Genomic DNA, 22,224 nt, shown 5'->3' on the forward strand with positions numbered 1-22,224 from the left:
TCCCCTGGGAGGCAGCAGGCATTGCGGATTTAAAAGTCGTTTATAGAAAACCGATATCTTTAAAACTGTGGGACACTAGTGGCTCTGATGAGCCGTTTTTTATGCCTGCCATTTATTCAGAGCTTGCTGATCTTTGCTCAGTGCCTCGACCCAGCGTTCGCCGTCACTGGTCACTTCTTTCTTCCAGAAGGGTGCGCGGCTTTTCAGAAAATCCATTATAAAGTGACAGGCCGAAAACGCAGCTTCGCGATGACTTGAGGTTACTGCAACAAAGACAATCTGGTCGGATATCGCCAACTGGCCGATGCGATGAATCAGCCGAACCCGATTCAATGGCCAGCGCTGACAGGCTTCATCAACAATGGCGTGCAGAGCTTTTTCCGTCATTCCCGGATAGTGCTCCAGTGACAGGCCAGAAACCTTGCTGCCCTGATTCATTTCCCGTACCAGTCCGGAAAAAAACACGATGGCACCATCGCTGCGGTTATCTTCTCTCAGGGTTGCGTATTCATGACTTATATCGAAGTCGTGCTTCTGCACGGAGATATACACCTCAGCCATGTTCAGCCTCCGGTTACCGGTGGGAAAAAGGCGACCTCATCTCCTTCGTTAATTTCACTGTCTTCAGTAGCCAGTGTCTGGTTCACTGCTGCCAGCGCATTGCCGGCATTGAGATTCTGCTGATGTTGCGGAAAGTATTCGCATAGCGCGGCTCTTATCAACGCGACTGTGGCTGGTAACGCTACCGGCAATTCAACCTGTTCGTGTTGCAGTGTTTCTCGCAGTGCGGCAAAAAATAGAACCTTCATTCGTTTGCTCCGTTATCAGCCTGCCAGTGGCCGGTTTTTCCACCCTGTTTTTCCAGAACGCGAATACCGTCGATGATCATGGCAGGGTCGACAGCTTTGCACATATCAAACAGGGTGAGTGCAGCAACAGAAACTGCGGTCAGCGCTTCCATTTCTACACCGGTCTGGCCACTGAGTTTGCACAGACTTTCGATTCGCACCTGGCTGGATTCTGGCAGCGCTTCAAAGTCGACAGCGACCTTGCTCAGCATTAACGGATGGCAAAGGGGAATCAGTTGGCTGGTTTGTTTGGCAGCCTGTATACCGGCGATGCGGGCGACGGAAAAAACATCGCCTTTATGGTGTTCGCCACGAAGTATCTTTTGCAGGGTCTCGGCTGACATGCGTACATAAGCTTCAGCACGAGCCTCGCGGGTTGTGACGGCTTTGGCGCTGACGTCGACCATGGAGGCCTCACCGCGCTGATTGATATGGGTAAAGTCAGTCATAGATCAGCCGCGTGTTGTCTGGCCACATTTATCACCCTGATTACCTTTCAGGCGCAGGGCAAAGTTACATGGGCGATGGCGACTGTCGATCTGACTGCTGATGATGTCATCCCAGGCGGTACGGCAGGCGTTAGTCGAACCTGGCATGCAGAAAATCAGTGTACTGTTGGCCAGGCCCGCAACTGCGCGGCTCTGGATGGTGGATGTACCAATCTGCTGCAAGGATATCTGGCGGAACAGTTCGCCATAGCCATCGACAACCTGATCGAATAACGGCAGTACGGCTTCTGGCGTTGAGTCGCGTTCAGTAAAACCTGTACCGCCGGTAATCAGCACCACCTGCGTAGTTTCGTCAGCAATCCATTGGGATAGTTGCGCACGGATTTTATACTTGTCGTCGATAATTATTTTTTTATCGGCGAGTGTGTGTCCGGCCTGTTCGATTTTTTCAACCAGCAGTTGTCCGCTGGTATCGGTTTCTTCCGTACGGCTGTCAGACACGGTCAGCACTGCGATATTGAGTGCAATAAAATTCTCGGCAAAGGTTTTAGCCATGTAATGTCTCCCAATGACTGCGGGCAGATTCCCACTCGGAAAGGGTGTTGGTGTTCGTCAGCGACTGGCCTTTTGGCTCCGGCAGCTGGACGCCATTAAATTCAAAGAATACTGATGCGACTGATTTACGGCTGTCATGCCTATTCAGCTGGGCATGAATGAAATCACAAATCGCCGGCTTTACCGGCAGATATAACGGCATGTAATGCCGGCCAAAGCACACAGGTCGTTGAACGGTGTCACCTTGCTGGCACAGGGTTGTGAGTACTTCAGTGTCGACGAAGGGTAAGTCGACCGGCACAACCAGCAATCCTTGCACTGATTTCTGCTGCAGGGCGTAGTTGAGTGCGGCTGCAATGCCAGCCAGCGGCCCTTGCTGCAGATCGCTGTCATGCAGTTGTGTCAGGGAAGTTAACGGCGCAGGAACTGGCTGGTGCGGTTGGCGGCTTAGCCATAGTGTCTGACAGACCTGCTGTACCCGCTGTGCAACATGCTCAAGCAGTGTCTGCTGTCCCATGGGGAGCAGCGCTTTGTCCTGACCCATGCGACGGGAATCCCCGCCGGCGAGAATAACGGCAGCAACGGACATCGCGGATTATCCCCCCAGCATGGAGAAATGCTGCATCGCTCCGGTCTGGCCGTCGTGCAGGAAGTGCGTGGCTTTTTTACCGAGTAATAATTCACGGATGCGCTGGCAGATCAGGTCTTCATCCGCGGCAGATAGCAGTGGACGTAACTCGTAGCCTTCATCGCCAAACAGACACAGATGCAGTTTGCCCTGTGATGAAATACGCAGGCGGTTGCAGCTGCTGCAGAAGTCTTTGCTGTAGGGCATTATCAGGCCGATATTGCCCTGGTAGTCCGGGTGGCTGAATTCCTGTGCCGGGCCTGAATGAGCCTGGCGCAGACGGGGCTGCCAGCCATTCTGAAGAAGTTGTTCGCGCACTTTTTCACCCGATACGTGATTGGCGTCGAAGAACTCAGCATTGTCGCCGGTCTGCATTAATTCGATAAAGCGCAGGGTCACCTGTGTGTTCTTCAGCCAGGCAAGAAACTCCGGCAATTCATTGGCATTCCAGCCTTTCAGCAACACAGCATTTACCTTAATCGATTTAATGCCGAGCTCTTTAGCCAGTTCAATACCGGCGAGAATTTCCTGCAACTTGTCATGGCCGGTGATTGCCCTGAACTGCTTCGGGTCGAGACTATCAATGCTGACATTGAGCTGGTCCAGCCCTGCCGCTGCCCAGTCACGAATCTGATGGGTCAGGCGATAACCGTTGGTGGTCAGTGCCACCGTATCGATACCGGGCGTTGCTTTCAGCGTACGGATAATGTCCGTCAGGTCTTTTCGCAGCGAAGGCTCACCGCCGGTGATGCGAATCTTGCGAGTGCCCATGCGCGCGAAGGCAAGTGCGATGGTGCGGATTTCCGCCAATGACAGAGGCTGCTGCTGATCGTGGCATTGATAGCCATCCGGCAGGCAGTAATTGCAGCGGAAGTTGCACACATCGGTAACGGACAAACGCAGATAGCTGAAGCGACGCCCATGCTGATCCTGCAGGACGGCCTCGTTCAGTTCGTCACCGTGCACAACCCGCAGCGGGATTTGCACAGACATATTGGATACACCTTTCCAAGTACGGGAGGCGGTCACGTTTCCATGACCACCCTGGTGGCTAAGCCACGGCCTGCTGGCCTTGCTGCAAAGCAGGTTAGGCGCACAGGCTCGGCGTTTCAGTTGTCCCCAGTGTATGCCTTTTTGCGCCTGACCTGAATAGGCTGCCGACAATGACACCTTTCGCGGGTGAAAGAAGAAACGCTGTGAATAAATAGCGATTTACTTCAAACGGGCAATGGTTGTGCCTTGGATGCATTCAGTGTTCCGTTTTTGATTATTATTGTGGCGGGAGATAACTGGTAGTGTGCGCGCCTGACAGCATTCGCTGTGCGTAATCACTAAACTATGGCATCTCCTACTATGATCAGAGCTTTTCTGCAGCGTTCTTTATTGCTGCTATCTGTTTCCGCCGTTCTGCCGGCTCAGGCCGCAGAGGGCATGCGTACTCAGGGACAGTGGTACGGCTACTGGGGATGGAACCGCGCGACATACTCCGACAGTGATATTCACTTTCATGGTGATGACCACGACTTCACTTTGTATCAGGTGAAAGCCAAAGACCATCAGACGGATGAGAGCGTGAACGAACTGTTCCATTCTTATCTGAACCCGGGGCGGATGACGATTCCGCAGTACAACTGGCGGCTGGGTTACTTTGTCACGGATAACTGGTCGGTATCCCTGGGCTTTGATCATATGAAGTACGTGATGGTGCAGGACCAGGCTGTTGAGGCTTCCGGGTCCATCCAGCGAGAAGGCTTTGAGCGGGACTATCAGCCAGGCGATACCGAGGTGCTGGATGAAGATTTCCTGACCTATGAACACACCGACGGCTTCAACATGATCTCACTGGAAACGGAACGTTTCCTGCCGGTATGGCGCTGGGGTGACAAAATGGACCTGGCACTGTTCGCAGGCTTTGGCGGTGGTGTGCTGTATCCGAAAAGTAATGTGAAATTACTCAGTGGTGAGCGCAACGATGAGTGGCATGTTGCTGGCTACAGTGGCTCGGTGAAGTTTGGCTTCGAGGCAACCTTATGGAAGCAGTTCTTTTTCCGCTTTACAGGTAAATACGGTTACGCCGATATGAATGATGTGCTGACCAGTAGCCAGGGTGATAAAGCTGATCAGACTTTCTATTACGACGAATACATAGGTGCATTTGGCTTGCGCTTCTGATGGCTGCAAAGCGGTCACTCCCGGTAAAAGTTAGACATTTTTCGGGAGTGGCCTGACCAGCCATCGACTTTGACGACAGCAGTGCTTATGGTTTTGGGCGCCGGGCAAGGGATTCTGTCCGCAGGATGCTTGTCTTACTCATCACTAACTTCTCAGGGAAGAATGCTATGCCTCGTTTCAATTCTGCCATCGATACGGCAGCCCGTTTCGGTGATATCCCGTTTGTCGAATTTACTCAGGAACTGATTACCGGCGTGTTTGACTCGCTGGTTGAAGCTCACATTCTGCAGGTCGAAGAATACGCAGAGTTTGTGCAGACCCTGACGCAGGATCTGTCGACCTATATCAACAACACCAATGATGGTGTCAGCTTTGATGAAATCAGTGACTTTGTTCTGAAATACGATCTGCCAGCTGTCTCAGACACTGAGCTGGAGAGTGTACTGGATGCGCTGGAGTCACCAAGCAGCAGCAGTCCGGTCTCCAGTACTCCGGCAACGACTGACACCTGGTGGGGCGGCCTGATGAATGCGCTGGCTCCGGCTGTTGACTCGCTGGTGGATAAAATTCCGGACCCTTCCCAGCACGCTGATCTGGAAGCCTTGTCTGCCTATAACAATGGCGTGACCAGCACCATGCCTAACTATCAGCAAATCTACAGCGCTATTGCTTCGCTGATTTCCTCCAACAAATACAGTGTTCTGCAGAACATGGCACAGCAGGGCATGATGCGTCTTGTGGTGACCGAAGGTGAAATTGAAACCAAGATCACCTTCTCTACCTGGCAGGAACAGGAAAACACCTACGAAACCAGGAACAAAACCAAAGTTCGCCAAAAGAGCAAACTCAAACTGCGTAAAGGCGCTTTGGGTGCGTATAAAAAAGCCAAGCGTAGTGAAAAGCGTCGGCAGGTGACGGTGAATACAGCGAAGAGTTATCACCGTGATACCAGCGGTACCAAGGTCGATATTTTTGGTCGTGTTCTGATTCGTTTCAAAACCGATTACGCACCGCTGAACGGCTGAGGTAAGGCATGAGTGATTTCCAGTATGTAGGTCTTGGTTTTGCCGAGTTCGTAGGCCAGCTGATGACTGAAACCTTTGAAGCGACCCTGAATGCTCAGCAATATCAGTTGCGCCGCTTTGCGGAATTGCAGGAGGCGATTGACCTGGAGGATGACGCGTTTCTGCAGCGCTATGTCGATCCTCAGTTAGTACTCAATCGCGAGGTACTCATCGCAGGCGCACCACTGGCCAGACAAATGGTGATTGCCCGTGAGCGGCAGGCCTACATTCTGGAAATTACCGAAGATTATGAAGACGAAACCATCATCTATAAAAACCGACTGACGAATTACGGTTTTGATGCTTTGCGCGATGTGATTGATGGCACCATCGTCGCTGAAAAGAAAGCTTCACTGCAGGCTTTGCTAGCGCGTATGGAGCAGGCACGACTGGTAATTGATAGCGGTGAAATCAATGCCAAGCTCGAGCTCAGTAGTCTTTACCAGTCGACACCGACGGATGGCGCTGAGGCTGGGGCTGCCGTTAAGAAACGGCTGGTCGCTCCAACCGCTGAGCTGAGTCTGGCTGCTGGTGGAATTAAAGAGCTGGTCAATGCAGAAACGTTGGAAAAAACTGTGTTGATGGATGCTGATATGCTGGAGCAATCACTGGCGGCGAATGCTGACAGTCCGGTGCGAATCAGTGCCAAGCCATTACCGGCCAGCACCAGCAGTTCGGTGTATTCTGAGGTCACCATTCGCTTCAAGACGGTATGACGAATACCAATCTTGTACTGGCCGAGTTGCAGCGCCTGACGCCTCTGGTTCGTTCATATCGCCAGCGCGGCATTGACGACATAGAAGTGGCCATCCGCCTGGCGGATGGTCAGTTATTGACGGTTCAGTGGCCACAGGGTCAGGCCGTAATCGTGACGAAGCCAGTGCAAAACGACTGACTCTGTTTCTGTAGCAGGCCTCCTGCTCGCCAAGAGGTAACTGTGCCCGTATCATTCGCACTGAATGAGTTCAGACAGGGTCAGGTTGTGCACAACGAATCATCTCCATCCGCTATTCGTCTTACGGAATACAGTCACGGCGCCGGTTGCGGCTGCAAAATTTCGCCGAAGGTGCTGGACAGTATTCTGGCCTCGTCGATGCAGATTCCGGCGGATGCCAACCTGCTGGTGGGTAACAGCAGCAAGGATGACGCCGCCGCCTACGATCTTGGCAATGGTCAGGTTATTCTCAGCACCACTGACTTCTTTATGCCAATCGCCGATGACCCGTTTGATTTCGGGCGCATCGCAGCCACCAATGCCATCAGTGATATCTATGCCATGGGCGGTAAACCGTTGATGGCGATCGCCATTCTCGGCTGGCCGGTGAATGTACTGCCCCCCGAGGTTGCGCAGCGTGTCATCGATGGTGGCCGTCAGGCCTGTCTGGATGCCGGCATTATGCTGGCTGGTGGTCACAGCATTGATTCGCCAGAGCCGATTTTTGGTCTGGCGGTTACCGGACTGGTAAGCAAAGACAAACTGAAGCAGAACAACACCGCCAGTGCGGGTTGCAAGCTGTATCTGACTAAACCGCTGGGCGTTGGCATTCTGACCACGGCGCAGAAGCAGAAAAAGCTGAAGGCTGAGCATGAATTTCTCGCCCGTGATGTTATGTGCATCATGAATAAAGTCGGCGCCGAGGTGTCGCAGCTGGATGGTGTTGAAGCCATCACGGATGTAACAGGCTTTGGCTTAATGGGGCATCTGTTGGAAGTGTGTGAAGGCAGTGGTGTGAACGCGCAGTTAAACGAAAGCGCTATCCCTTTATTACCCCCGGTCAAAGACTATATCGCCCAGGGCTGTTTGCCGGGCGGTACTACCCGTAATTTTGAATCTTATGGTCATAAGCTGGCACCACTGTCCGATGAGCAGCGTGCTTTATTCTGTGATCCGCAAACCAGTGGTGGTTTATTAATTGCGGTACAGCCGCAAAAAGCCGCAGAGCTTGAAGCGATTCTCCGCAGCGCAGGTGTATACAGTCAGTGTATTGGTGAGCTGGTGGATGCGTGCAATGACTACCGTATTGAGGTGTTGTCATGAGTCGCCCGGATTGCGACCAGTTTGCTGAGATCTTCCTGCGCGATACGCCAATGATGGATCTGCGTGCGCCACTGGAATTTAAAAAAGGGGCTTTTCCTCACACCGTCAGCCTGCCGTTAATGACGGATCAGGAACGTGCCAAAGTCGGTACCTGTTATAAAAAACAGGGCCAGGACGAAGCCATTAAACTGGGTCATCAACTGGTCAGCGGCCGCATTAAAGATGAGCGCATGGAAAAGTGGCTGGCGTTTGCCCGTGCTAATCCGGATGGCTATCTGTACTGCTGGCGTGGCGGTTTGCGCAGCCAGACTGTGCAGCAGTGGCTGAAGGATGCAGGCTGTGATTATCCACGTATTGTTGGCGGCTATAAGGCGCTGCGTCGTTTTCTGATCGATACCCAGGAACGTATCGTTGCGGATTCCTCTTTCCGTATTCTTGCGGGTCATACCGGCTGTGCGAAAACCGATTTATTAAACACATTGCCAGACACCATTGATCTGGAAGGCCTGGCCAATCACCGTGGCAGCACCTTCGGTAAACGGCCATCCGGCCAGCCGCCACAGCTGGACTTTGAAAATTCACTGGCGATTGCTTTATTCCGTCAGAACCATGCGCGCCCTCAGGCAAAAATTCTTTTGGAAGACGAAAGCATGTTAATCGGCCGCTGCGCTATCCCGGATAACCTGCGTGCGAAAATGGCGGAGGCGCCATTAATTATCGTGGAAAGCACGTTGGAAGAACGCGTCGAACACAGCTTCCGCAATTACATTCTGAATAAGCTGGAAGAATGGCAGCAGGCTGAAGGTGAAGAGCAGGGCTTTGCAGCTTTCGCCGATGACCTGACGCAGTCATTGTTTAAAATCCGCAAGCGTCTGGGCGGTGTACGTTTTCAGACGCTGAATGATTTACTGCAGCAGGCACTGGCTGAACAGGAAAAAGGCGACAACAGTCTGCATCGCGAGTGGATTCGTATTCTGCTCGATGATTATTACGACCCGATGTACAACTATCAGATGACGCTGAAAAAAGGCCCGGTGGAATTCCGTGGTACAGCGGCTGACATTAAAGCGTATTTAAACGACCACTAAGGATTCAAAATGAAATCGATTACCCGCGTATTATCATTGCTGGCGATGTTCTCCGCATCACTACTGGCAAATGCTGAGACGTTTGTTTTTACTGCCATTCCGGATGAAGACGAATCACGCCTGCAGCAGCGCTTTAATAAGGTTGCCGATTATCTGACGGAGCAACTGGGCGTTGAGGTTAAATATATTCCGGTAAAATCTTACTCTGCTGCCATTACGGCATTCCGCAATGATCAGGTTCAGCTGGCGTGGTTCGGTGGTCTGTCGGGTGTTCAGGCGCGTCGTATTGTCGACGGTTCTGAAGCCATTGCGCAGGGCTATGAAGATCAGTTCTTCAAGAGCTATATTATTGCGCACAAAAGTGCCGGTCTAACCCCGGCTGAAACTCTGAGCGATGCCCTGAAAGGCAAGACCTTTACCTTCGGTTCCAAAGGCTCAACCTCTGGTCGTCTGATGCCGGAGTTTTATCTGCGTGAGCATTTTAACGCTGCGCCAGCCGATGTGTTTGAACGAGTAGGTTTCTCCGGTGATCACAGTCGTACCATTGCTCAGGTTCAGTCCGGTGCTTACCAGGTAGGCGCGGTTAACTACAGTGTATGGGATGCAGAAGTCGCTGCAGGAAAGATCGATACCAATAGCGTACAGGTGATCTGGACCACGCCAACCTATCCGGATTATCAGTGGACTATCCGTGGTGATGTGGATGCGCGTTTTGGTGAAGGCTTTAAGGAAAAAGTCCGTACTACGCTGCTGAACATGACCGATAAAGATCTGCTGGCCAGCTTCCCGCGCCAGTCATTCGTGCCGGCCAGCAATGCCGATTACGCACCAATTGAAGACACCGCTAAAGCGATTGGCCTGATCGACTGAATATGACCTCTGTAACTTCTGCAGAGGTTCTGTTCCGGCTGCAGGGACACTCAGTGTCCCACGGCCGGCACCGTGTTCTGCACGATATAAACCTCAGTATTTATGCCGGTGAAAAGGTGGCCTTAATCGGCCCTTCCGGTGCCGGTAAATCCACCTTACTGGATTGCCTGTATCCGCAGCAGGCTGCATACACTGCGCTTTGCCCACAGCAGGGTGGGCTGGTGGATATTCTGTCGGTTTACCAGAATATTTATATGGGCGGACTGGAGCGTCATCATGCGCTCTATAACCTGTGGAATCTGCTGCGTCCAAGGCCAGCTGATAAAGCGCAGGTCAGTGAATTGACCCGCCTGCTGGGTATCGACGATAAGCTCTGGCACTCGGTCGACAAGTTGTCTGGTGGTCAGCGTCAGCGTGTGGCCATCGGTCGTGCACTGTTTCGTCAGCAACCGATATTTTTCGGTGATGAACCGGTATCGGCGCTGGATCCGACTCAGGCGGAAGCGGTGCTGAAAATGCTGATTGATCGTCACCAGACGTTAATTGTTACTCTGCATAATCGTCGTCTGGCGCTGACGCATTTCAATCGCGTGATCGCACTGCGTGACGGTTTCATTCACTACGATGGTGCCGCGGCCGATCTTAGCGAACAGCAACTGGATGCGTTATATGCCCAATAACCGCCATTGGGAAATTAACAGCACGGGTAAAAAGCTGGCGCTGCTGTCGCTGTTATTTTTGCTGTCGGCGTTGATCTGTATTCCCTTTGCCGATCTGAAAATATACCCGTCTGAACCCTGGCGCGAGTTGGGGCGTATTGCCTGGGGTTTTGTCACTCCCTGGTGGGATGACCCCTGGCTGTTAGTGCAGGCGCTGGGGCAGACTATTGCGTTTGCTTTACTGGCGGTGGTACTGGCAGTACCTGTTGGAATGTTGCTGGCCATGCTCTGGCACTGGCGTGTGGTACGAATGCTGGCTGCCAGTGTCCGCGCAGTACACGAGATTTTCTGGGGGCTGCTGTTCATGCAGCTCTGGGGATTGAGCGCCACCACAGGTTTGCTGGCAATCCTGATTCCTTACAGCGGCGTGTTTGCCAAAGTGTTCGCTGAGATTTTCACTCGTCAGAGTCCGCTGCCGCAGGCGACGCTGGCACCGGCCAGTGACCGTTTCAGTCGTTATGCTTATACCCTTATTCCGCAGGCATTCGCTGAGCTGTCACATTATGTGCGTTATCGCTTCGAGTGCGCGCTGCGCTCCAGTGCCATCCTCGGTTTTATTGGCTTGCCGACTCTGGGTTTTCATCTGGAAACCGCGTTTAAACAAGGGCAGTACAGCGAAGCGGCAGCGCTGCTGTGGGTGTTCTTTATTCTGATCGCCACTATCCGCTTCTGGCTGCAGCCGAAATTATTGCCGGTGTATGTTATTGCGGCGATCTGGTTGTTGCCCGAAACCCCGCCCGTTTCGGGAGGCATGCTGTGGCAATTTATCAGTGAGGATATATGGCCGCGTTCATTACAGGACGGCGACCTGTCTGCCGCTCTCAGCTGGTATGCACGGGTGTTCACTAGCGAAGCCTGGCCTGCACTGCTGCAAACCCTGATGCTTACCCAGCTGGCGCTGGTGCTGACCGGCGCTATTGCTTTAATGGTGTATCCACTGGGCTCGCGCGCGCTGGCAGGACGCTATCGTCTGCCTGGTCGTGGCCTGCTGCTGGTGCTGCGCTCGACGCCGGAAATGATGTTCGCTTTTGTCTTGCTGTTGTTGTTTGGCCCGTCCGGGCTGCCAGCCGTGGTGGCGCTGGCGCTGCACAATGGCGGGTTAATTGGCTTTTTAGCCGCAGGTCATAGCGAGAAGCAGATTCAGCGTCTGGATGACCCGAGCGGGATGAATCGTTATCTGTATCAGCAAACGCCGCGGTTGTATCCCGGCTTTCTCGCTTTTCTTTTTTATCGCTGGGAAGTCATTCTGCGGGAAAGTGCGATCATGGGGATTCTGGGGATTGCCACCCTGGGCTTCTTTATTGATTCCGCCTTCGAGGAGCTGCGTTACGACAAAGCCTTTTTTCTGATTCTGGTAACCGCACTGCTGAATATTCTGGTGGATAGTGTGTCGCGCCGGCTGCGGCGAGTGTCGGGTGCGGAAGACGCTGGTGGGCTGGGATAAAAAAAAGCGGGCAAAAACTGCCCGCTATAAACACGGTTGTAAATACCAGAGGTCAGACATTACAAACCGTTGCTCACGGAAAAATCACTGCTACCTGAGCAGCGATTGCCTTACCTCTTCATAGTAAGTCCGACATTCACCCGGGTGTATGACAAAACGGGACGTTGGTACAAAAATAATGTGAACCCTGTCACCTTGCGCGTCCCCTGTCGTCTGAAACGATCTGTTTTTTATTCATAAAACGTCTGAAATTATTATTTAAAAGATCAGTAATTTTTATGGGTAAATAAAAAAGTCTGATATTTCCGTAACTTATAGAAAAACTGCCCCGCAGAGGCGTCATCGCCTTTTGACATGCCTGAACCTTTGAATTGTAATGGTTTTCAGGGCGCTGCCTCAGGGGAAGAAATGGCGGTTCCCGTATAACTATAAATAACGATAAGAAGACGCCATGACTAAGCTCACCTCCGTTCTGCTCGGAGCTGCATTCGTCTGTATCAGTCAGATTGCTGCAGCCACTCCGGAAAAACTGACTGCCGATCTTCACGCAATGCGCCTTGCTGCCGCGAGCATGGTGACCAATTTTTATATGTTCTCGGGCCTGGAGGCGGATGCTAAATACAGTCGCCAGATCGACAAAGCACTGAAGCGTTACACCGCTGCGCGGGAAAGTGCTGAAGCGCAGGCGGATGAAGGTGGTATTGCTCCGGCGATGGCCGATATCCGCGGCGAATGGCAGCGCTTCTTTGAACTGCTGGAAGGCAATCGCAGCGATATTCTGCGTCAGGGTTACCCTGAGATCCGGCTGGTGGATGATATGGGAAAAGAAGGTACTCAGCTGGTAACTTCTCTGTCTGCTGCCTATGAAACGGTTCAGCTGAACACTGGTCATCAGGTTGTACCGGCGATCGCTAAAGCCCGCCAGCTCGCTTACATCATGGCCGAGATGACGGCGCTCTACACAGCCGAAGGCACTTCCAATCTGGGCTATCTGTTTGTTGGTACCGGGGAGAATACCGATACCCTGGGGGAGCTGGCTGACAGTTTTAACCGTCATTTGTCTGCACTGGAAGGAATGACACTCGCGCCCGCTGCCAAAGGTCAGTTACGCAATGTCGTCAGTAAATGGCGTTTTGTCGAAGAGCGCATCCGCAATCACAACGAAAATTCTGTTCCGTTTCTGGTCGTCAGTTACAGCGCACGAATTCTCGAACATCTCGAGAAGCTGGAAGACAGTTATCACTGACAGGGAAGCTGAATCAGGGTTTCTGCGGTAAGTAATCCTGACTTTCGTGATCGGTAATTTATTCTTGGACGTGGCGAGACCCTTTGCGATACTGACAGAATGATACATCTGTCAGGGGACATGGAATGAAGCCCGTTAGAGCACTGATAGCACTGCTGTTGTTAGCTGTGTCTGCGTCGACAATGGCTGAAGGTCAGTCTCCGGCGCGAGTGCTCATGCTGTATTCCTACCATCACGAAATTCCGTGGAATGTATCCTTTCATGATGGTGTCAGCAGCTCACTGGGTCGCAACCAGAAAGCTCTTGTTTTTTACGAAGAATATCTTGATGCCGGGCGTTTTTCGGAGCCTGAATATTACGCCGCCTTCAGTGCTTATCTGGCGGTAAAGTATCGCAACAGCCCGCCTCAGGTGGTTATTGCCGATAGCGCCCCTGCCATTGATTTCCTTGCAGAAAATCCTGATTTGTTCGGAGGCGTGCAGCGAATTCTGTTTCAGACGGATGGCTTGTCGAGTCGTTATCCGAATCATGATGGTGCCTGGTCAATCAATATCGTTACCGATTTCCGTACGTCACTGGAGCATGTGCTGGTGTTAACAGGATCGGATGATGTGTATGTCATCGTTGATACTGTGGAGCCTGCGGGAAAGGCACGTCTGAGCGCGTTTCTCGAGCAGACCAGCGGTATGGTCGCCAGCGATAAAATCCATATTCTTGAGAATCAGAGTCTGCCGCAGCTGAAACAACTGGTCGGGACACTGCCATCATCGAGCGTGGTCTATTTTCTGCTGATGTTCAGTGATATGCAGGGCAAGCATATGACACCGTATCAGGTGGTCAAAGAGCTGGCTGCGGTTTCCAGTGTGCCTGTCTTTTCACACTGGGAGTCATTGATGGGCAGTGGCATTGTCGGGGGCTATCAGATTTCCGGTCAGTCTGTAGGCCGGTTGGCCGTTCGCTCGGCACTGGCGTATTTATCCGGGCAGGAATTCCGGACCCGTCCCGGAGACGGATTTCATCTGGTTTATGACTGGATGGTGCTTAATGAGAATAACCTGCCAATGAACGAGCTTGCGCGGGGTACCGTGTTCATCAATCGGCCGGCAAGCCTGCTGACTTTTTACCGCTGGTACATACTGACGGCTGTTGTCGTAGCGCTTGCCCTTTCCATTGTATTTTTCTTTGTTTATCGCCAGCTGCTTATTCGCAGGATTAATGAAAACATGCAGGTTCTGGCCAATACCGACACTCTGACGGGGTTGCAAAATCGCCGCGCCATTCATCCCTTGTTACAACATGAGATGGAGCGAACCAAGCGTTTTTCAACACCGGTATCTATGTTGCTGATCGATATCGATTTTTTTAAACAAGTGAATGATGAACATGGGCATATGATAGGTGATGAAGTGCTGGCCCAGGTTGCCCGGGAATTGCAGAGTAAAATACGTTCTGCCGATCACGTATGTCGCTGGGGAGGGGAAGAGTTTCTGGTGCTTGCCTCCTCCACAACTGCCGATCAGGCTGGTGAGCTGGCGGAGAAACTTCGCCAGCGTGTAGAGGGTATGCAGCTGATGAGTGTCGGTCATGTCACCATCAGCGTTGGCGTTGCTCAGTACCGGACGGGAGAATCCTTCAGCGGCTGGTATGACCGTACAGACAGCGCGCTGTACCGGGCTAAGCACGGTGGGCGTAACCAGGTGGTTGTCGCCTGATTACAGTAGGGCGGCGGATTTAATCTGCGCCCACACCATCATTCCTGCATGCAGTTTTAACTGTTCAACCGCACGCCGCGTAGTGCGCGCCAGTAACCACTGCTCGCCTACCTGCAGATGCAACATCGCCATCGCGGGTTGCCTGTCGTCGGTAATGCTGTGCAGAGTGCAGCAAATAATATTCTGAATACTGCTGTCAGTGCTGGGTGACAGAGTGATGCTGACATCCCCGGCGAGAACATGGATACGCACCTGACTATGCAGGGGGTGTCCCTCATGACGCACCCAGAGTCGTTCGTTGCTGCCGCAAAGAGTCGTAGCGCTCAGTTGCCACTGCTCATCAATTTCAGATACTTCCCCACGCAGGACGACGCCAGGCTGCTGTATAGCATTGAGCGGAAACTGCGGATGCATCAGTGCGTCATTCAGCGCTGCACTGACCACCACTTTGCCATTTTCCATGGCAATAACATGATCGGCCAGGCGGGCAATTTCCTGACTGGCATGGGTGACATAAACCACTGGTATATCCAGATTACGCAGTTTTTCCAGATAAGGCAGGATTTCCTGCTTACGCGCTTCGTCCAGAGAAGACAGGGGCTCATCCATCAGCAGAATACGTGGATTACTCAGCAGTGCCCGGGTCAGAGCTACGCGCTGGCGTTCACCACCGGACAGGGTGTCGGGATGACGTTGCAGCAGCGGACGGATGGCCATTAAATCGACCAGAGCATTCATATCTGCTGCGGATGGTTTTTGCTGCGCACGCTTAAGCGCGTAGTGCAGATTAGCCGCTACCGACAGATGGCTGAACAGGCTGGCTTCCTGAAAAACATAACCAATACCGCGCTTATGCGTAGGTACAAAGGATTTTCCCTGTTGCCAGAATTGTTCTCCGAATGAGATCTCGCCTTTGGCTCTTTCCAGACCGGCAATACAGCGCAGCAGGGTCGTTTTACCTGCCCCGGACGGGCCGCAGATTGCGGTAATGCCCTGCAGTGGAATCTGTTCGCTGACCTGCAGACAGAAGCCTTCGTTAGTCAGCGTCAGGTCGATATGCAGGTGCGAATTGCGTGAGTGGCTCATAGCACGCGTACCTGCGCACGTCTGCTGCCATAGGTGAGCAGCAGTAAGACAAATGACAAAGCCAGCATGGCCAGAGCCAGACTATGGGCCTGACCGTATTGCAGTGCTTCAACATGATCGTAAATCTGTACGGACACTACCCGGGTTTCGCCCGGAATATTGCCACCAATCATCAGCACTACCCCGAACTCGCCAATGGTGTGAGCAAATCCCAGCACGGTGGCGGTCATAAAACCCGGGCGCGTCAGAGGCAGTATGACGCTGAAAAAACGATCCCAGGGACCAGCTCCCAGTGTTGCAGCCACTTCCGCAGGGCGCTTTCCCAATGCCTCTAAAGCATTCTGAATTGGTTGCACGACAAATGGCAGCGAATAAAAAATCGATGCGATAACCAGACCGGTGAAAGTAAATGGCAGAGTGCCCAGTCCCATCGCCTGCGTCAGTTGACCGATAGGGCCTTGCGGTCCCATCGCAATCAGCAGGTAAAAGCCCAGCACGCTGGGCGGCAGAACCAGGGGCAGGGCAACCAGTGCACTTACCGGAACTTTGAGGCGACTGTGAGTGTTGGCCAGCCACCAGGCCAATGGTGTGGCAATCAGCAGCAACAGCAGGGTAACCAGAGTCGCCAGCTTCAGAGTCAGCCAGATTGCAGTGATGTCAGCCGGGGAAAACGTCATGATTCAGCAGATGTCAGCAGATGTCAGCAGAATATCCGATAGTAATCGCAGCAAGGCAACGGGGGAAGGGCTGGTCTGATACTCACTGTTACTGGAACAGTTCGTTGCTGTTTCCGTGGCGGTGAAAAATTGACCGGGCCAGCGTGGTAATGTTTATATGATGGGCATCATATAAAGGTGGCCATATGGTTCGATACAGTAGCGAGCATAAACAGCAGACGCGGGACAGCATCGTACGCGAAGCGGCAGTGGAGCTGCGTCGCAGTGGGCCGGATAAGGTTTCTGTCGCTTTGATTATGAAGCGCGCCGGTCTTACTCATGGTGGTTTCTACGCCCACTTTGATTCCAAGGAGGCTCTGCTGCAGACCGCTTTGCAGTGGATGTTCACTGATCGTCAGAATTACTTTGCGGGGTTGCTGCAGCGCTATGGGCAGCAGCAGGGTCTGAGTCGTTATATCGATGCTTATCTGTCGGATATGCATCGCAACCATCCGGAAAGTGGTTGTCCGTTGCCCGCACTGGGTGCAGATGTCAGTCGTCTGCCACAGGCGTTGCAGCAGGCATATCAGGACGGTGTTGCCAGCATTCTTCAGACATTTTCTCAGGCTTTACCTGAATTTTTTCAAACACAACGCGAGCAGGTTGCCCGTTCCGCGTTTGCCGAGTTGTCAGGTGCCATTCTGATTGCTCGTTCCATTCATTGCCCGCAGGAAGCCGGGCAGTGGCTCCGCAGTAGTCGTGAATCGCTTAAGGCTCGACTGCAGTTACCACTTGATAACCCGGAGGGACAGGATCATGTCTCAGCAACAGAGTAAGGTCGCACTGATTATTGGTGCCGGCGATGGCAACGGTGCGGCGATTGCCCGACGTTTTGCCCGCGGCGGTTATGAAGTCTGTGCCGTACGTCGCAATGGTGAGAAATTGCAGTCGCTGGTGGATGACGTCCGCGCCGAGGGTGGACGTATTCACGCCTTCGGTTGTGACGCTCGCAAGGAAGAGCAGGTTGTTGAATTAATCGAAAATATTGAGACGAATATCGGTGCTATTGATGTGATGGTCTTTAACATCGGTGCCAACGTTCCTTGTTCTTTTCTAAGTGAAACCTCGCGTAAGTTTATCAAAATCTGGGAAATGGCGTGTTTTTCTGCCTTCCTTACCGCGCGCGAAGCGGCACTGCGTATGGATACTCGTGGCCGGGGTAGCATTATTTTTACCGGTGCGACCGCGTCTACCCGCGGTGCCAGTGGCTTTGCATCCTTCGCCAGTGCCAAGAGTGCATTGCGTACGATGGCGCAAAGCATGGCACGCGAACTGGGGCCGAAAAATATTCACGTCGCCCATGTGGTGATTGATGGCCCGGTTGATACCGATTTTATCCGTGAATTTATGCCAAAGCAGTACGCTGAGCGTATGCCGCTGGATGGCATTCTGAAACCGGATCACATCGCCGAAAATTACTGGAATCTGCATCATCAACCCCGAGATGCATGGACCTTTGAACTGGACTTGCGTCCGTATATGGAAAACTGGTGAGTTATCTCTGAGGAGCATGAAATGAGCAGTGTCGATTTCTATTATGATTATGGCAGCCCGGCTTCGTATATCGCTTATACACAGATTGAAAAACTGTGTGAAAAATACGGTGTCAGCGTTAATTTCAAACCCTTTGTACTGGGAGCCGTATTTAAAGCCACCGGTAATTCGTCACCGATCGTACTTCCGTCCAAAGCGCGCTACACCTTGATGGATTTTAAACGCTGGGCAGACTACTGGGGAATTCCGTTCCGTCTGAATGATAAATTTCCGGCCAATACCATTCTGCATATGAAACTGGCAGCGGCCGTTAAGCTGCATCATGCCGATCAATTTGCTGCCTTTCAGCAAGCGATGTTTGAAGCCATGTGGGTTAATAATGCTGATATCACCGATGCTGCGGTGGTCAGTGATATTTGCCGCAGCGTCGATCTGAATCCGGATCATTTGCTGATGCAGACTGAGCAGGATGATGTGCGTAATGCCTTACGTGCCAATACCGACGAGGCGGTGGCGCTCGGAGCATTCGGTGCACCAACCATGATCTTTAATGGCGAAATGTTCTTTGGCCAGGATCGTCTGCCCATGCTGGAGCTGGCCATGCAACGTCAGGCCAGCTGACCTGCATTATCGCTGTTGATCCGTTACCATAGCGGCCCCATGATCTGAGAGAGACTGAAAAATGGAATGGAACGTATACCTGTCCGGTGAAATTCATACCGACTGGCGCGAACAGATTATTGCTGGCTGCAAAGAGCGTAATCTGACGGTTACCTTCACGTCTGCGGTAACGGATCATGATGCCAGTGATGCGGCGGGTGATGTGCTGGGTGATGAAGCGAATGGCTTCTGGCGCGATCATAAATCGGCCAAGGTGAACGCTATTCGCATCAAGAACCTGATTGAGAAGTGCGACATTGCCGTTATCCGCTTCGGTGATAAGTACAAGCAGTGGAATGCGGCTTTTGATGCCGGATTCTGTGCTGCACTGGGTAAGCCCTATATCACCCTGCATGGCGATGACATCATTCACCCACTGAAAGAGGTGGACGGTTCTGCTATGGCCTGGGCGCAAACCCCGGAGCAGGTAGTTGAGCTGCTTAGCTACGTCATCAGTCGCTGAGTCTGGCAAAAAGCGCCGCAACTTCGCGGCGCCTTTTTTTATCAGGTCGGATCAACAATCCCCTGTGCCATCATATCCAGCGCAGTAATGCTTGGAATAAAGAAATAATCACCACCACGGGTTTCCACCAGACGTGGCAGATGAGTGCAGAAAAACGGCGCTTTATCGCCCTGTGGATCGGCCTGCACTATGTGCTTGTCGGTCAGCTGACCGTTGTTCGCACCGATTAATGCATCGCGATCATTGCCCAGCTTAAAGTCATTGGAATAGTTCATCCATTGCTGCTGCACAAACTCGAACTGGCGTTCGAGACTGGCCCCCAGGCACATAAAAATAATGCCCTGCTCGCTCTCGTCGGTTGCAGCGCCATGTTCTCCTCCATAAGGCAGTCCGCGACGCAGCAGACGACGACGATCATCCAGAGCGCTCGGAGAATTGAAGGCTTCTTTGGTTGTTTCCAGCGAGGCGCGGGTGTTAGCGCGGCGAATATGGGCGCCGACCGGGCAGCGGGCGCCATCTTTATCCTGTTCGTAGGTGAAATCAATCCAGCGCGCCTGCAGTGCCTGTAGCTGCCCCGCGGCACAGGCATCGCCATCGTCGGCCTTTGCTTTCAGCTGTCCCATGCGTGCGTCCAGCTCGGCTTTCTCGGCATCGTTAGCGGCCAGAGTCAGCGGTGCACCGTTGTCGGGCCAGCGTCCTGACAGTTTGGCCATCAGCATGTCACGACTACCATCGAAGTCGCGCGCCAGATTGTCTATGTAGTCGTTGAAGCTCTGCACGTTCTCGTGCAGTTTGCGGTACACCATATAAGTACCGTTTCTGGCCAGCAGATGAGGCTCTGGTGCCAGAGGGTATTCTTTTGCTTCATCGACATGACCGAGAATAAATTCACCGGTTGCCAGTGGTGCCCATTTTCCCTCTTTAGTCAGTTTGCCGCGGCCGGCCAGGCGCTGCGGATTATTACCACAGCCTTCAAAGTACGGGTTGCCGATGCCATCGGTGTAGCCGAAGTGTTCTTTCGGTGTTGGCTTGCCATTTTCGTATACGGCAGAAGCGTCCTGCCAGGCGAGCAGGTTGCCATCCGGGCCACGATGGCCGGGGCGAATACTGACACCGCCGTGGGATTGGTTAATCAGTGACTCAACCTCGCTGAAGCGCTGCTCAACAAATTCTTTCGCCTGGCCATTCACCGAGACCCAGGCATGTACGCGGTCGCCTTGCCACACCGGGTCCCAGTGTTCCGGTGCGGATGGGCCGTCGTCACCAAGAATAGCGGCGCGTGGTTTCATCCCCATTTTGAATTCCTGTGGGAAACCATCCAGAGAACGTTGTGGCAGACCTAACGCTTTTAAGCCTTCGTAGGTAAAGGCGATGTTGGTGGTTGAGCGTGGCTTACCTGCCAGACCTTCTGCCGGCCAGGTTTCAGCGGTAGTAATCAGAGGGAGCAGTTTGCCGATAAATTCACGAGCAAAACCGCTGTCGTGAAATTCAAGAAAAAAATAGCGCGCTTTGGGGAAGCCGAAGCGGCCATAACCTTTGCAGATGTTGCCCTGAATATCATAGAGATCGAGAGGTCGGTTCATCCTTACGTCCTTGTTCTGGCGTCATCAGTACAAATGAGAGAGACGGGTTTGCCCCGGAATCCAGCTGACATCATTGAGATTGTCAGACTGCATCTGTTGCATAAATTCGTTGAAAGCCGTGCGTAATTCGCTGGTGCTTTTGTTCTGGTGTGCCAGTACAAATTCACTGAAGGCCTGTTTGATATACAGAGACTTTAACTGGAAGCGCAGTTCGTCATCGGTTGAACCGTTGAAAAACAGACTGGTGGTCAGCTGACACTTGCGAATGTAGGCAATAAAGTCATCACTATTCCGGACCTTGTCAAAGGCCACAGCATGCTCCCATATCGAGCGCACAGTATCGTTAGCGTTATCCCACATGCCTTTTAAATAAGGTTTCAGATCACCGTGGAAATTGCTGGTAAATACCAGGTATTTCGATTTCAGATGGTCGTGATGAACATCGTTACCCTGCTCAAAGAAGACATCATTAAGAATAAACAGCCGGGCAAAGTAGGTGTTGGGTATTCTGGCAAACGGACTACCACTGTCTTCTTCCAGCAACTGAATGCGATGACGGGTAATTTTATCAAACGACATATTCCCCTCATGACCGTTACGGATAGGGCAGAGGGTGGTGAGTGCGTAGGCCTTGCCGGATCGATTAGACATGTTCAGGCCTCCTGCTGCTGACGTTGCTGGCTGATTTTGTGGTTGGTGCAACGGTGATCCAGCACCAGTTCTCGGGATGTACTCATCGCCGGGCCTTCTCCCATTGAGCCGAGAGCGTGCTGATTGCTGACCAGCAGCTTTTTCCAGGCGACGGCAAAGTCTTCATCACTGAGATCGTGGGTTTCAGCATTGAATTGCGTCAGGTTGTGAAACAGCGAGCGGGCAGATTTTACGTCGTTGGCAGAGGCCAGTGGATAGGCGTTGTAGTAATGGTCACATTCCACCTGGTTAAAGCGGATGTAGTGATAAAAGTCATGCAGCGGAATGGACTTCGGATACTTGATGTTCCAGGCCCAGAAAAAATCCAGTCCGGTGGGAATGGCGAATGAAAAGGAGTCGATGTACTGGTCCCAGCTGCCGTTGAAATTACTCTCAAACAGCATGTAGCTGTAATTCAGGGTTTCCTTTGGCTGGCTTTTTTCCAGACGTGGAAACGAATTGCGGCTGATAATGGTCCAGCGCGCGTAGTGAATCAGGGACAGGGTGATTAAACCCTTGAGCTTAACGGGAAAGTGTTCCGCAACGGAAAACGCGATCTTTTGCCAGACGGCAGTCCACCACCGCAGTGGCGTAATAACGTTCATACCATAGGCTTTGCCGGCAACGTTAGACATAGAGCATCCCTTTTCTGTCTTTTGCCGACGAATCTAGCGCTTTCCGCAAGTGGAATCCAGCCTC

Annotated in this window: 26 protein-coding genes and 1 riboswitch; of the genes, 15 read left to right on the forward strand and 11 right to left on the reverse strand. The window is 52.5% G+C overall.

The genetic code is table 11. The features are described from left to right. Positions 1-99 precede the first annotated feature (99 nt). The 6 genes from moaE to moaA all read right to left on the reverse strand — a co-directional run bounded on the left by moaE (position 100) and on the right by moaA (position 3,473). Positions 100-561: a molybdopterin synthase catalytic subunit MoaE gene (gene moaE, locus I9W95_RS00725; RefSeq protein ID WP_225670709.1), complete on the reverse strand. Its 462-nt coding sequence runs from the start codon at positions 559-561 to the stop codon at positions 100-102. Between the two features lie 2 nt (positions 562-563). After that, positions 564-809 (reverse strand): molybdopterin converting factor subunit 1, encoded by a 246-nt coding sequence (moaD, locus tag I9W95_RS00730; RefSeq protein WP_225670711.1) that lies wholly within the window; start codon positions 807-809, stop codon positions 564-566. Beyond that, complete coding sequence (gene moaC, locus I9W95_RS00735; RefSeq protein WP_225670713.1) at positions 806-1,297, reverse strand: cyclic pyranopterin monophosphate synthase MoaC; 492 nt, start codon at positions 1,295-1,297, stop codon at positions 806-808. Before moaC ends, moaD begins: the two co-directional genes overlap by 4 nt. A 3-nt stretch (positions 1,298-1,300) precedes the next feature. Then, positions 1,301-1,852: a molybdenum cofactor biosynthesis protein B gene (gene moaB / locus I9W95_RS00740; protein WP_225670715.1), complete on the reverse strand. Its 552-nt coding sequence runs from the start codon at positions 1,850-1,852 to the stop codon at positions 1,301-1,303. After that, the gene (gene mobA / locus I9W95_RS00745; RefSeq protein ID WP_225670717.1) at positions 1,845-2,441 is read right to left on the reverse strand and encodes a molybdenum cofactor guanylyltransferase; all 597 of its coding nucleotides are present in this window, start codon (positions 2,439-2,441) and stop codon (positions 1,845-1,847) included. Before mobA ends, moaB begins: the two co-directional genes overlap by 8 nt. A 6-nt stretch (positions 2,442-2,447) precedes the next feature. Continuing rightward, positions 2,448-3,473 carry a GTP 3',8-cyclase MoaA gene (gene moaA / locus I9W95_RS00750; protein ID WP_225670719.1) on the reverse strand — a complete coding sequence of 342 codons (1,026 nt, stop codon included), beginning with the start codon at positions 3,471-3,473 and terminating at the stop codon, positions 2,448-2,450. Continuing rightward, positions 3,466-3,599: riboswitch (molybdenum cofactor riboswitch) on the reverse strand. It overlaps the preceding gene by 8 nt. 234 nt (positions 3,600-3,833) lie before the next feature. On the opposite strand from moaA, the gene I9W95_RS00755 reads away from it, so the two are divergent. The 11 genes from I9W95_RS00755 to I9W95_RS00805 all read left to right on the forward strand — a co-directional run bounded on the left by I9W95_RS00755 (position 3,834) and on the right by I9W95_RS00805 (position 14,833). Next, entirely contained in the window at positions 3,834-4,652 is an 819-nt protein-coding gene (locus I9W95_RS00755) for a hypothetical protein (RefSeq protein ID WP_225670721.1), read from the forward strand. Between the two features lie 167 nt (positions 4,653-4,819). Further along, positions 4,820-5,677: a hypothetical protein gene (locus I9W95_RS00760; protein WP_225670723.1), complete on the forward strand. Its 858-nt coding sequence runs from the start codon at positions 4,820-4,822 to the stop codon at positions 5,675-5,677. 8 nt (positions 5,678-5,685) lie between these two features. Further along, a complete protein-coding gene (locus I9W95_RS00765; RefSeq protein ID WP_225670725.1) occupies positions 5,686-6,432 on the forward strand; it encodes a hypothetical protein in 747 nt (248 codons plus the stop codon). Continuing rightward, entirely contained in the window at positions 6,429-6,611 is a 183-nt protein-coding gene (locus I9W95_RS00770; protein WP_225670727.1) for a hypothetical protein, read from the forward strand. The genes I9W95_RS00765 and I9W95_RS00770 overlap by 4 nt, the downstream gene beginning before the upstream one ends. A 114-nt stretch (positions 6,612-6,725) precedes the next feature. Further along, positions 6,726-7,754 carry a selenide, water dikinase SelD gene (selD, locus tag I9W95_RS00775; RefSeq protein ID WP_318653580.1) on the forward strand — a complete coding sequence of 343 codons (1,029 nt, stop codon included), beginning with the start codon at positions 6,726-6,728 and terminating at the stop codon, positions 7,752-7,754. Continuing rightward, the gene (gene mnmH, locus I9W95_RS00780; protein WP_225670731.1) at positions 7,751-8,842 is read left to right on the forward strand and encodes a tRNA 2-selenouridine(34) synthase MnmH; all 1,092 of its coding nucleotides are present in this window, start codon (positions 7,751-7,753) and stop codon (positions 8,840-8,842) included. Before selD ends, mnmH begins: the two co-directional genes overlap by 4 nt. A gap of 9 nt (positions 8,843-8,851) precedes the next feature. Then, on the forward strand, positions 8,852-9,712 hold the full coding sequence (locus I9W95_RS00785; protein ID WP_225670733.1) for a putative selenate ABC transporter substrate-binding protein: 861 nt from the start codon (positions 8,852-8,854) through the stop codon (positions 9,710-9,712). A 2-nt stretch (positions 9,713-9,714) separates the two neighbouring features. Continuing rightward, the gene (locus I9W95_RS00790) at positions 9,715-10,392 is read left to right on the forward strand and encodes an ATP-binding cassette domain-containing protein (RefSeq protein ID WP_225670745.1); all 678 of its coding nucleotides are present in this window, start codon (positions 9,715-9,717) and stop codon (positions 10,390-10,392) included. Beyond that, on the forward strand, positions 10,382-11,875 hold the full coding sequence (locus tag I9W95_RS00795) for a PhnE/PtxC family ABC transporter permease (RefSeq protein WP_225670746.1): 1,494 nt from the start codon (positions 10,382-10,384) through the stop codon (positions 11,873-11,875). Before I9W95_RS00790 ends, I9W95_RS00795 begins: the two co-directional genes overlap by 11 nt. 451 nt (positions 11,876-12,326) lie before the next feature. Further along, positions 12,327-13,121, forward strand: a complete 795-nt coding sequence (locus tag I9W95_RS00800; protein WP_225670748.1) for a hypothetical protein — start codon at positions 12,327-12,329, stop codon at positions 13,119-13,121. Positions 13,122-13,246: 125 nt separating this feature from the next. Continuing rightward, positions 13,247-14,833, forward strand: a complete 1,587-nt coding sequence (locus I9W95_RS00805; protein ID WP_225670750.1) for a GGDEF domain-containing protein — start codon at positions 13,247-13,249, stop codon at positions 14,831-14,833. On the opposite strand, the gene modC is transcribed toward I9W95_RS00805, so the two are convergent. Together modC and modB are read right to left on the reverse strand one after the other, a co-directional pair. Further along, on the reverse strand, positions 14,834-15,919 hold the full coding sequence (modC, locus tag I9W95_RS00810; RefSeq protein ID WP_225670752.1) for a molybdenum ABC transporter ATP-binding protein: 1,086 nt from the start codon (positions 15,917-15,919) through the stop codon (positions 14,834-14,836). Beyond that, positions 15,916-16,596 (reverse strand): molybdate ABC transporter permease subunit, encoded by a 681-nt coding sequence (gene modB, locus I9W95_RS00815; RefSeq protein WP_225670762.1) that lies wholly within the window; start codon positions 16,594-16,596, stop codon positions 15,916-15,918. Before modB ends, modC begins: the two co-directional genes overlap by 4 nt. A gap of 185 nt (positions 16,597-16,781) precedes the next feature. Between modB and I9W95_RS00820 the strand changes: the two genes are divergently transcribed. The 4 genes from I9W95_RS00820 (at position 16,782) to I9W95_RS00835 (ending at position 19,252) form a co-directional block, all read left to right on the forward strand. Next, complete coding sequence (locus I9W95_RS00820; protein ID WP_225670764.1) at positions 16,782-17,411, forward strand: TetR/AcrR family transcriptional regulator; 630 nt, start codon at positions 16,782-16,784, stop codon at positions 17,409-17,411. Then, a complete protein-coding gene (locus I9W95_RS00825; RefSeq protein ID WP_225670766.1) occupies positions 17,392-18,129 on the forward strand; it encodes an SDR family oxidoreductase in 738 nt (245 codons plus the stop codon). Before I9W95_RS00820 ends, I9W95_RS00825 begins: the two co-directional genes overlap by 20 nt. 21 nt (positions 18,130-18,150) lie before the next feature. Beyond that, positions 18,151-18,750 carry a 2-hydroxychromene-2-carboxylate isomerase gene (locus I9W95_RS00830; protein ID WP_225670768.1) on the forward strand — a complete coding sequence of 200 codons (600 nt, stop codon included), beginning with the start codon at positions 18,151-18,153 and terminating at the stop codon, positions 18,748-18,750. A 61-nt stretch (positions 18,751-18,811) separates the two neighbouring features. After that, complete coding sequence (locus I9W95_RS00835) at positions 18,812-19,252, forward strand: YtoQ family protein (protein WP_225670770.1); 441 nt, start codon at positions 18,812-18,814, stop codon at positions 19,250-19,252. 41 nt (positions 19,253-19,293) lie between these two features. Here I9W95_RS00835 and I9W95_RS00840 read toward each other — a convergent pair whose 3' ends face one another. From I9W95_RS00840 to I9W95_RS00850, 3 genes are read right to left on the reverse strand one after another with little or no spacing between them, the layout of a single operon-like run. After that, positions 19,294-20,835 carry a Dyp-type peroxidase gene (locus I9W95_RS00840; RefSeq protein WP_225670772.1) on the reverse strand — a complete coding sequence of 514 codons (1,542 nt, stop codon included), beginning with the start codon at positions 20,833-20,835 and terminating at the stop codon, positions 19,294-19,296. Positions 20,836-20,859: 24 nt separating this feature from the next. Continuing rightward, positions 20,860-21,486, reverse strand: a complete 627-nt coding sequence (locus tag I9W95_RS00845) for a hypothetical protein (RefSeq protein WP_225670774.1) — start codon at positions 21,484-21,486, stop codon at positions 20,860-20,862. 2 nt (positions 21,487-21,488) lie between these two features. Next, positions 21,489-22,160 carry a hypothetical protein gene (locus tag I9W95_RS00850; protein WP_225670776.1) on the reverse strand — a complete coding sequence of 224 codons (672 nt, stop codon included), beginning with the start codon at positions 22,158-22,160 and terminating at the stop codon, positions 21,489-21,491. Between the last annotated feature and the right edge of the window lie 64 nt (positions 22,161-22,224).

Source organism: Thalassolituus marinus (assembly GCF_020320395.1).
In the GTDB taxonomy this organism is placed as follows: domain Bacteria; phylum Pseudomonadota; class Gammaproteobacteria; order Pseudomonadales; family Oceanobacteraceae; genus Venatoribacter; species Venatoribacter marinus.

Bases quoted from the DNA above. Each gene is read 5' to 3' on its own strand.
- I9W95_RS00840 (WP_225670772.1), bottom strand. From the start codon at position 20,835: ATGAACCGACCTCTCGATCTCTATGATATTCAGGGCAACATCTGCAAA.
- I9W95_RS00825 (WP_225670766.1), top strand. From the start codon at position 17,392: ATGTCTCAGCAACAGAGTAAGGTCGCACTGATTATTGGTGCCGGCGAT.
- I9W95_RS00805 (WP_225670750.1), top strand. From the start codon at position 13,247: ATGAAGCCCGTTAGAGCACTGATAGCACTGCTGTTGTTAGCTGTGTCT.
- I9W95_RS00800 (WP_225670748.1), top strand. From the start codon at position 12,327: ATGACTAAGCTCACCTCCGTTCTGCTCGGAGCTGCATTCGTCTGTATC.
- modC (WP_225670752.1), bottom strand. From the start codon at position 15,919: ATGAGCCACTCACGCAATTCGCACCTGCATATCGACCTGACGCTGACT.
- I9W95_RS00850 (WP_225670776.1), bottom strand. From the start codon at position 22,160: ATGTCTAACGTTGCCGGCAAAGCCTATGGTATGAACGTTATTACGCCA.
- I9W95_RS00770 (WP_225670727.1), top strand. From the start codon at position 6,429: ATGACGAATACCAATCTTGTACTGGCCGAGTTGCAGCGCCTGACGCCT.
- mobA (WP_225670717.1), bottom strand. From the start codon at position 2,441: ATGTCCGTTGCTGCCGTTATTCTCGCCGGCGGGGATTCCCGTCGCATG.
- moaD (WP_225670711.1), bottom strand. From the start codon at position 809: ATGAAGGTTCTATTTTTTGCCGCACTGCGAGAAACACTGCAACACGAA.
- moaE (WP_225670709.1), bottom strand. From the start codon at position 561: ATGGCTGAGGTGTATATCTCCGTGCAGAAGCACGACTTCGATATAAGT.
- moaC (WP_225670713.1), bottom strand. From the start codon at position 1,297: ATGACTGACTTTACCCATATCAATCAGCGCGGTGAGGCCTCCATGGTC.
- moaB (WP_225670715.1), bottom strand. From the start codon at position 1,852: ATGGCTAAAACCTTTGCCGAGAATTTTATTGCACTCAATATCGCAGTG.
- I9W95_RS00765 (WP_225670725.1), top strand. From the start codon at position 5,686: ATGAGTGATTTCCAGTATGTAGGTCTTGGTTTTGCCGAGTTCGTAGGC.
- I9W95_RS00785 (WP_225670733.1), top strand. From the start codon at position 8,852: ATGAAATCGATTACCCGCGTATTATCATTGCTGGCGATGTTCTCCGCA.
- mnmH (WP_225670731.1), top strand. From the start codon at position 7,751: ATGAGTCGCCCGGATTGCGACCAGTTTGCTGAGATCTTCCTGCGCGAT.
- I9W95_RS00760 (WP_225670723.1), top strand. From the start codon at position 4,820: ATGCCTCGTTTCAATTCTGCCATCGATACGGCAGCCCGTTTCGGTGAT.
- I9W95_RS00830 (WP_225670768.1), top strand. From the start codon at position 18,151: ATGAGCAGTGTCGATTTCTATTATGATTATGGCAGCCCGGCTTCGTAT.
- I9W95_RS00835 (WP_225670770.1), top strand. From the start codon at position 18,812: ATGGAATGGAACGTATACCTGTCCGGTGAAATTCATACCGACTGGCGC.
- I9W95_RS00845 (WP_225670774.1), bottom strand. From the start codon at position 21,486: ATGTCTAATCGATCCGGCAAGGCCTACGCACTCACCACCCTCTGCCCT.
- I9W95_RS00755 (WP_225670721.1), top strand. From the start codon at position 3,834: ATGATCAGAGCTTTTCTGCAGCGTTCTTTATTGCTGCTATCTGTTTCC.
- moaA (WP_225670719.1), bottom strand. From the start codon at position 3,473: ATGTCTGTGCAAATCCCGCTGCGGGTTGTGCACGGTGACGAACTGAAC.
- I9W95_RS00790 (WP_225670745.1), top strand. From the start codon at position 9,715: ATGACCTCTGTAACTTCTGCAGAGGTTCTGTTCCGGCTGCAGGGACAC.
- I9W95_RS00820 (WP_225670764.1), top strand. From the start codon at position 16,782: ATGGTTCGATACAGTAGCGAGCATAAACAGCAGACGCGGGACAGCATC.
- I9W95_RS00795 (WP_225670746.1), top strand. From the start codon at position 10,382: ATGCCCAATAACCGCCATTGGGAAATTAACAGCACGGGTAAAAAGCTG.
- modB (WP_225670762.1), bottom strand. From the start codon at position 16,596: ATGACGTTTTCCCCGGCTGACATCACTGCAATCTGGCTGACTCTGAAG.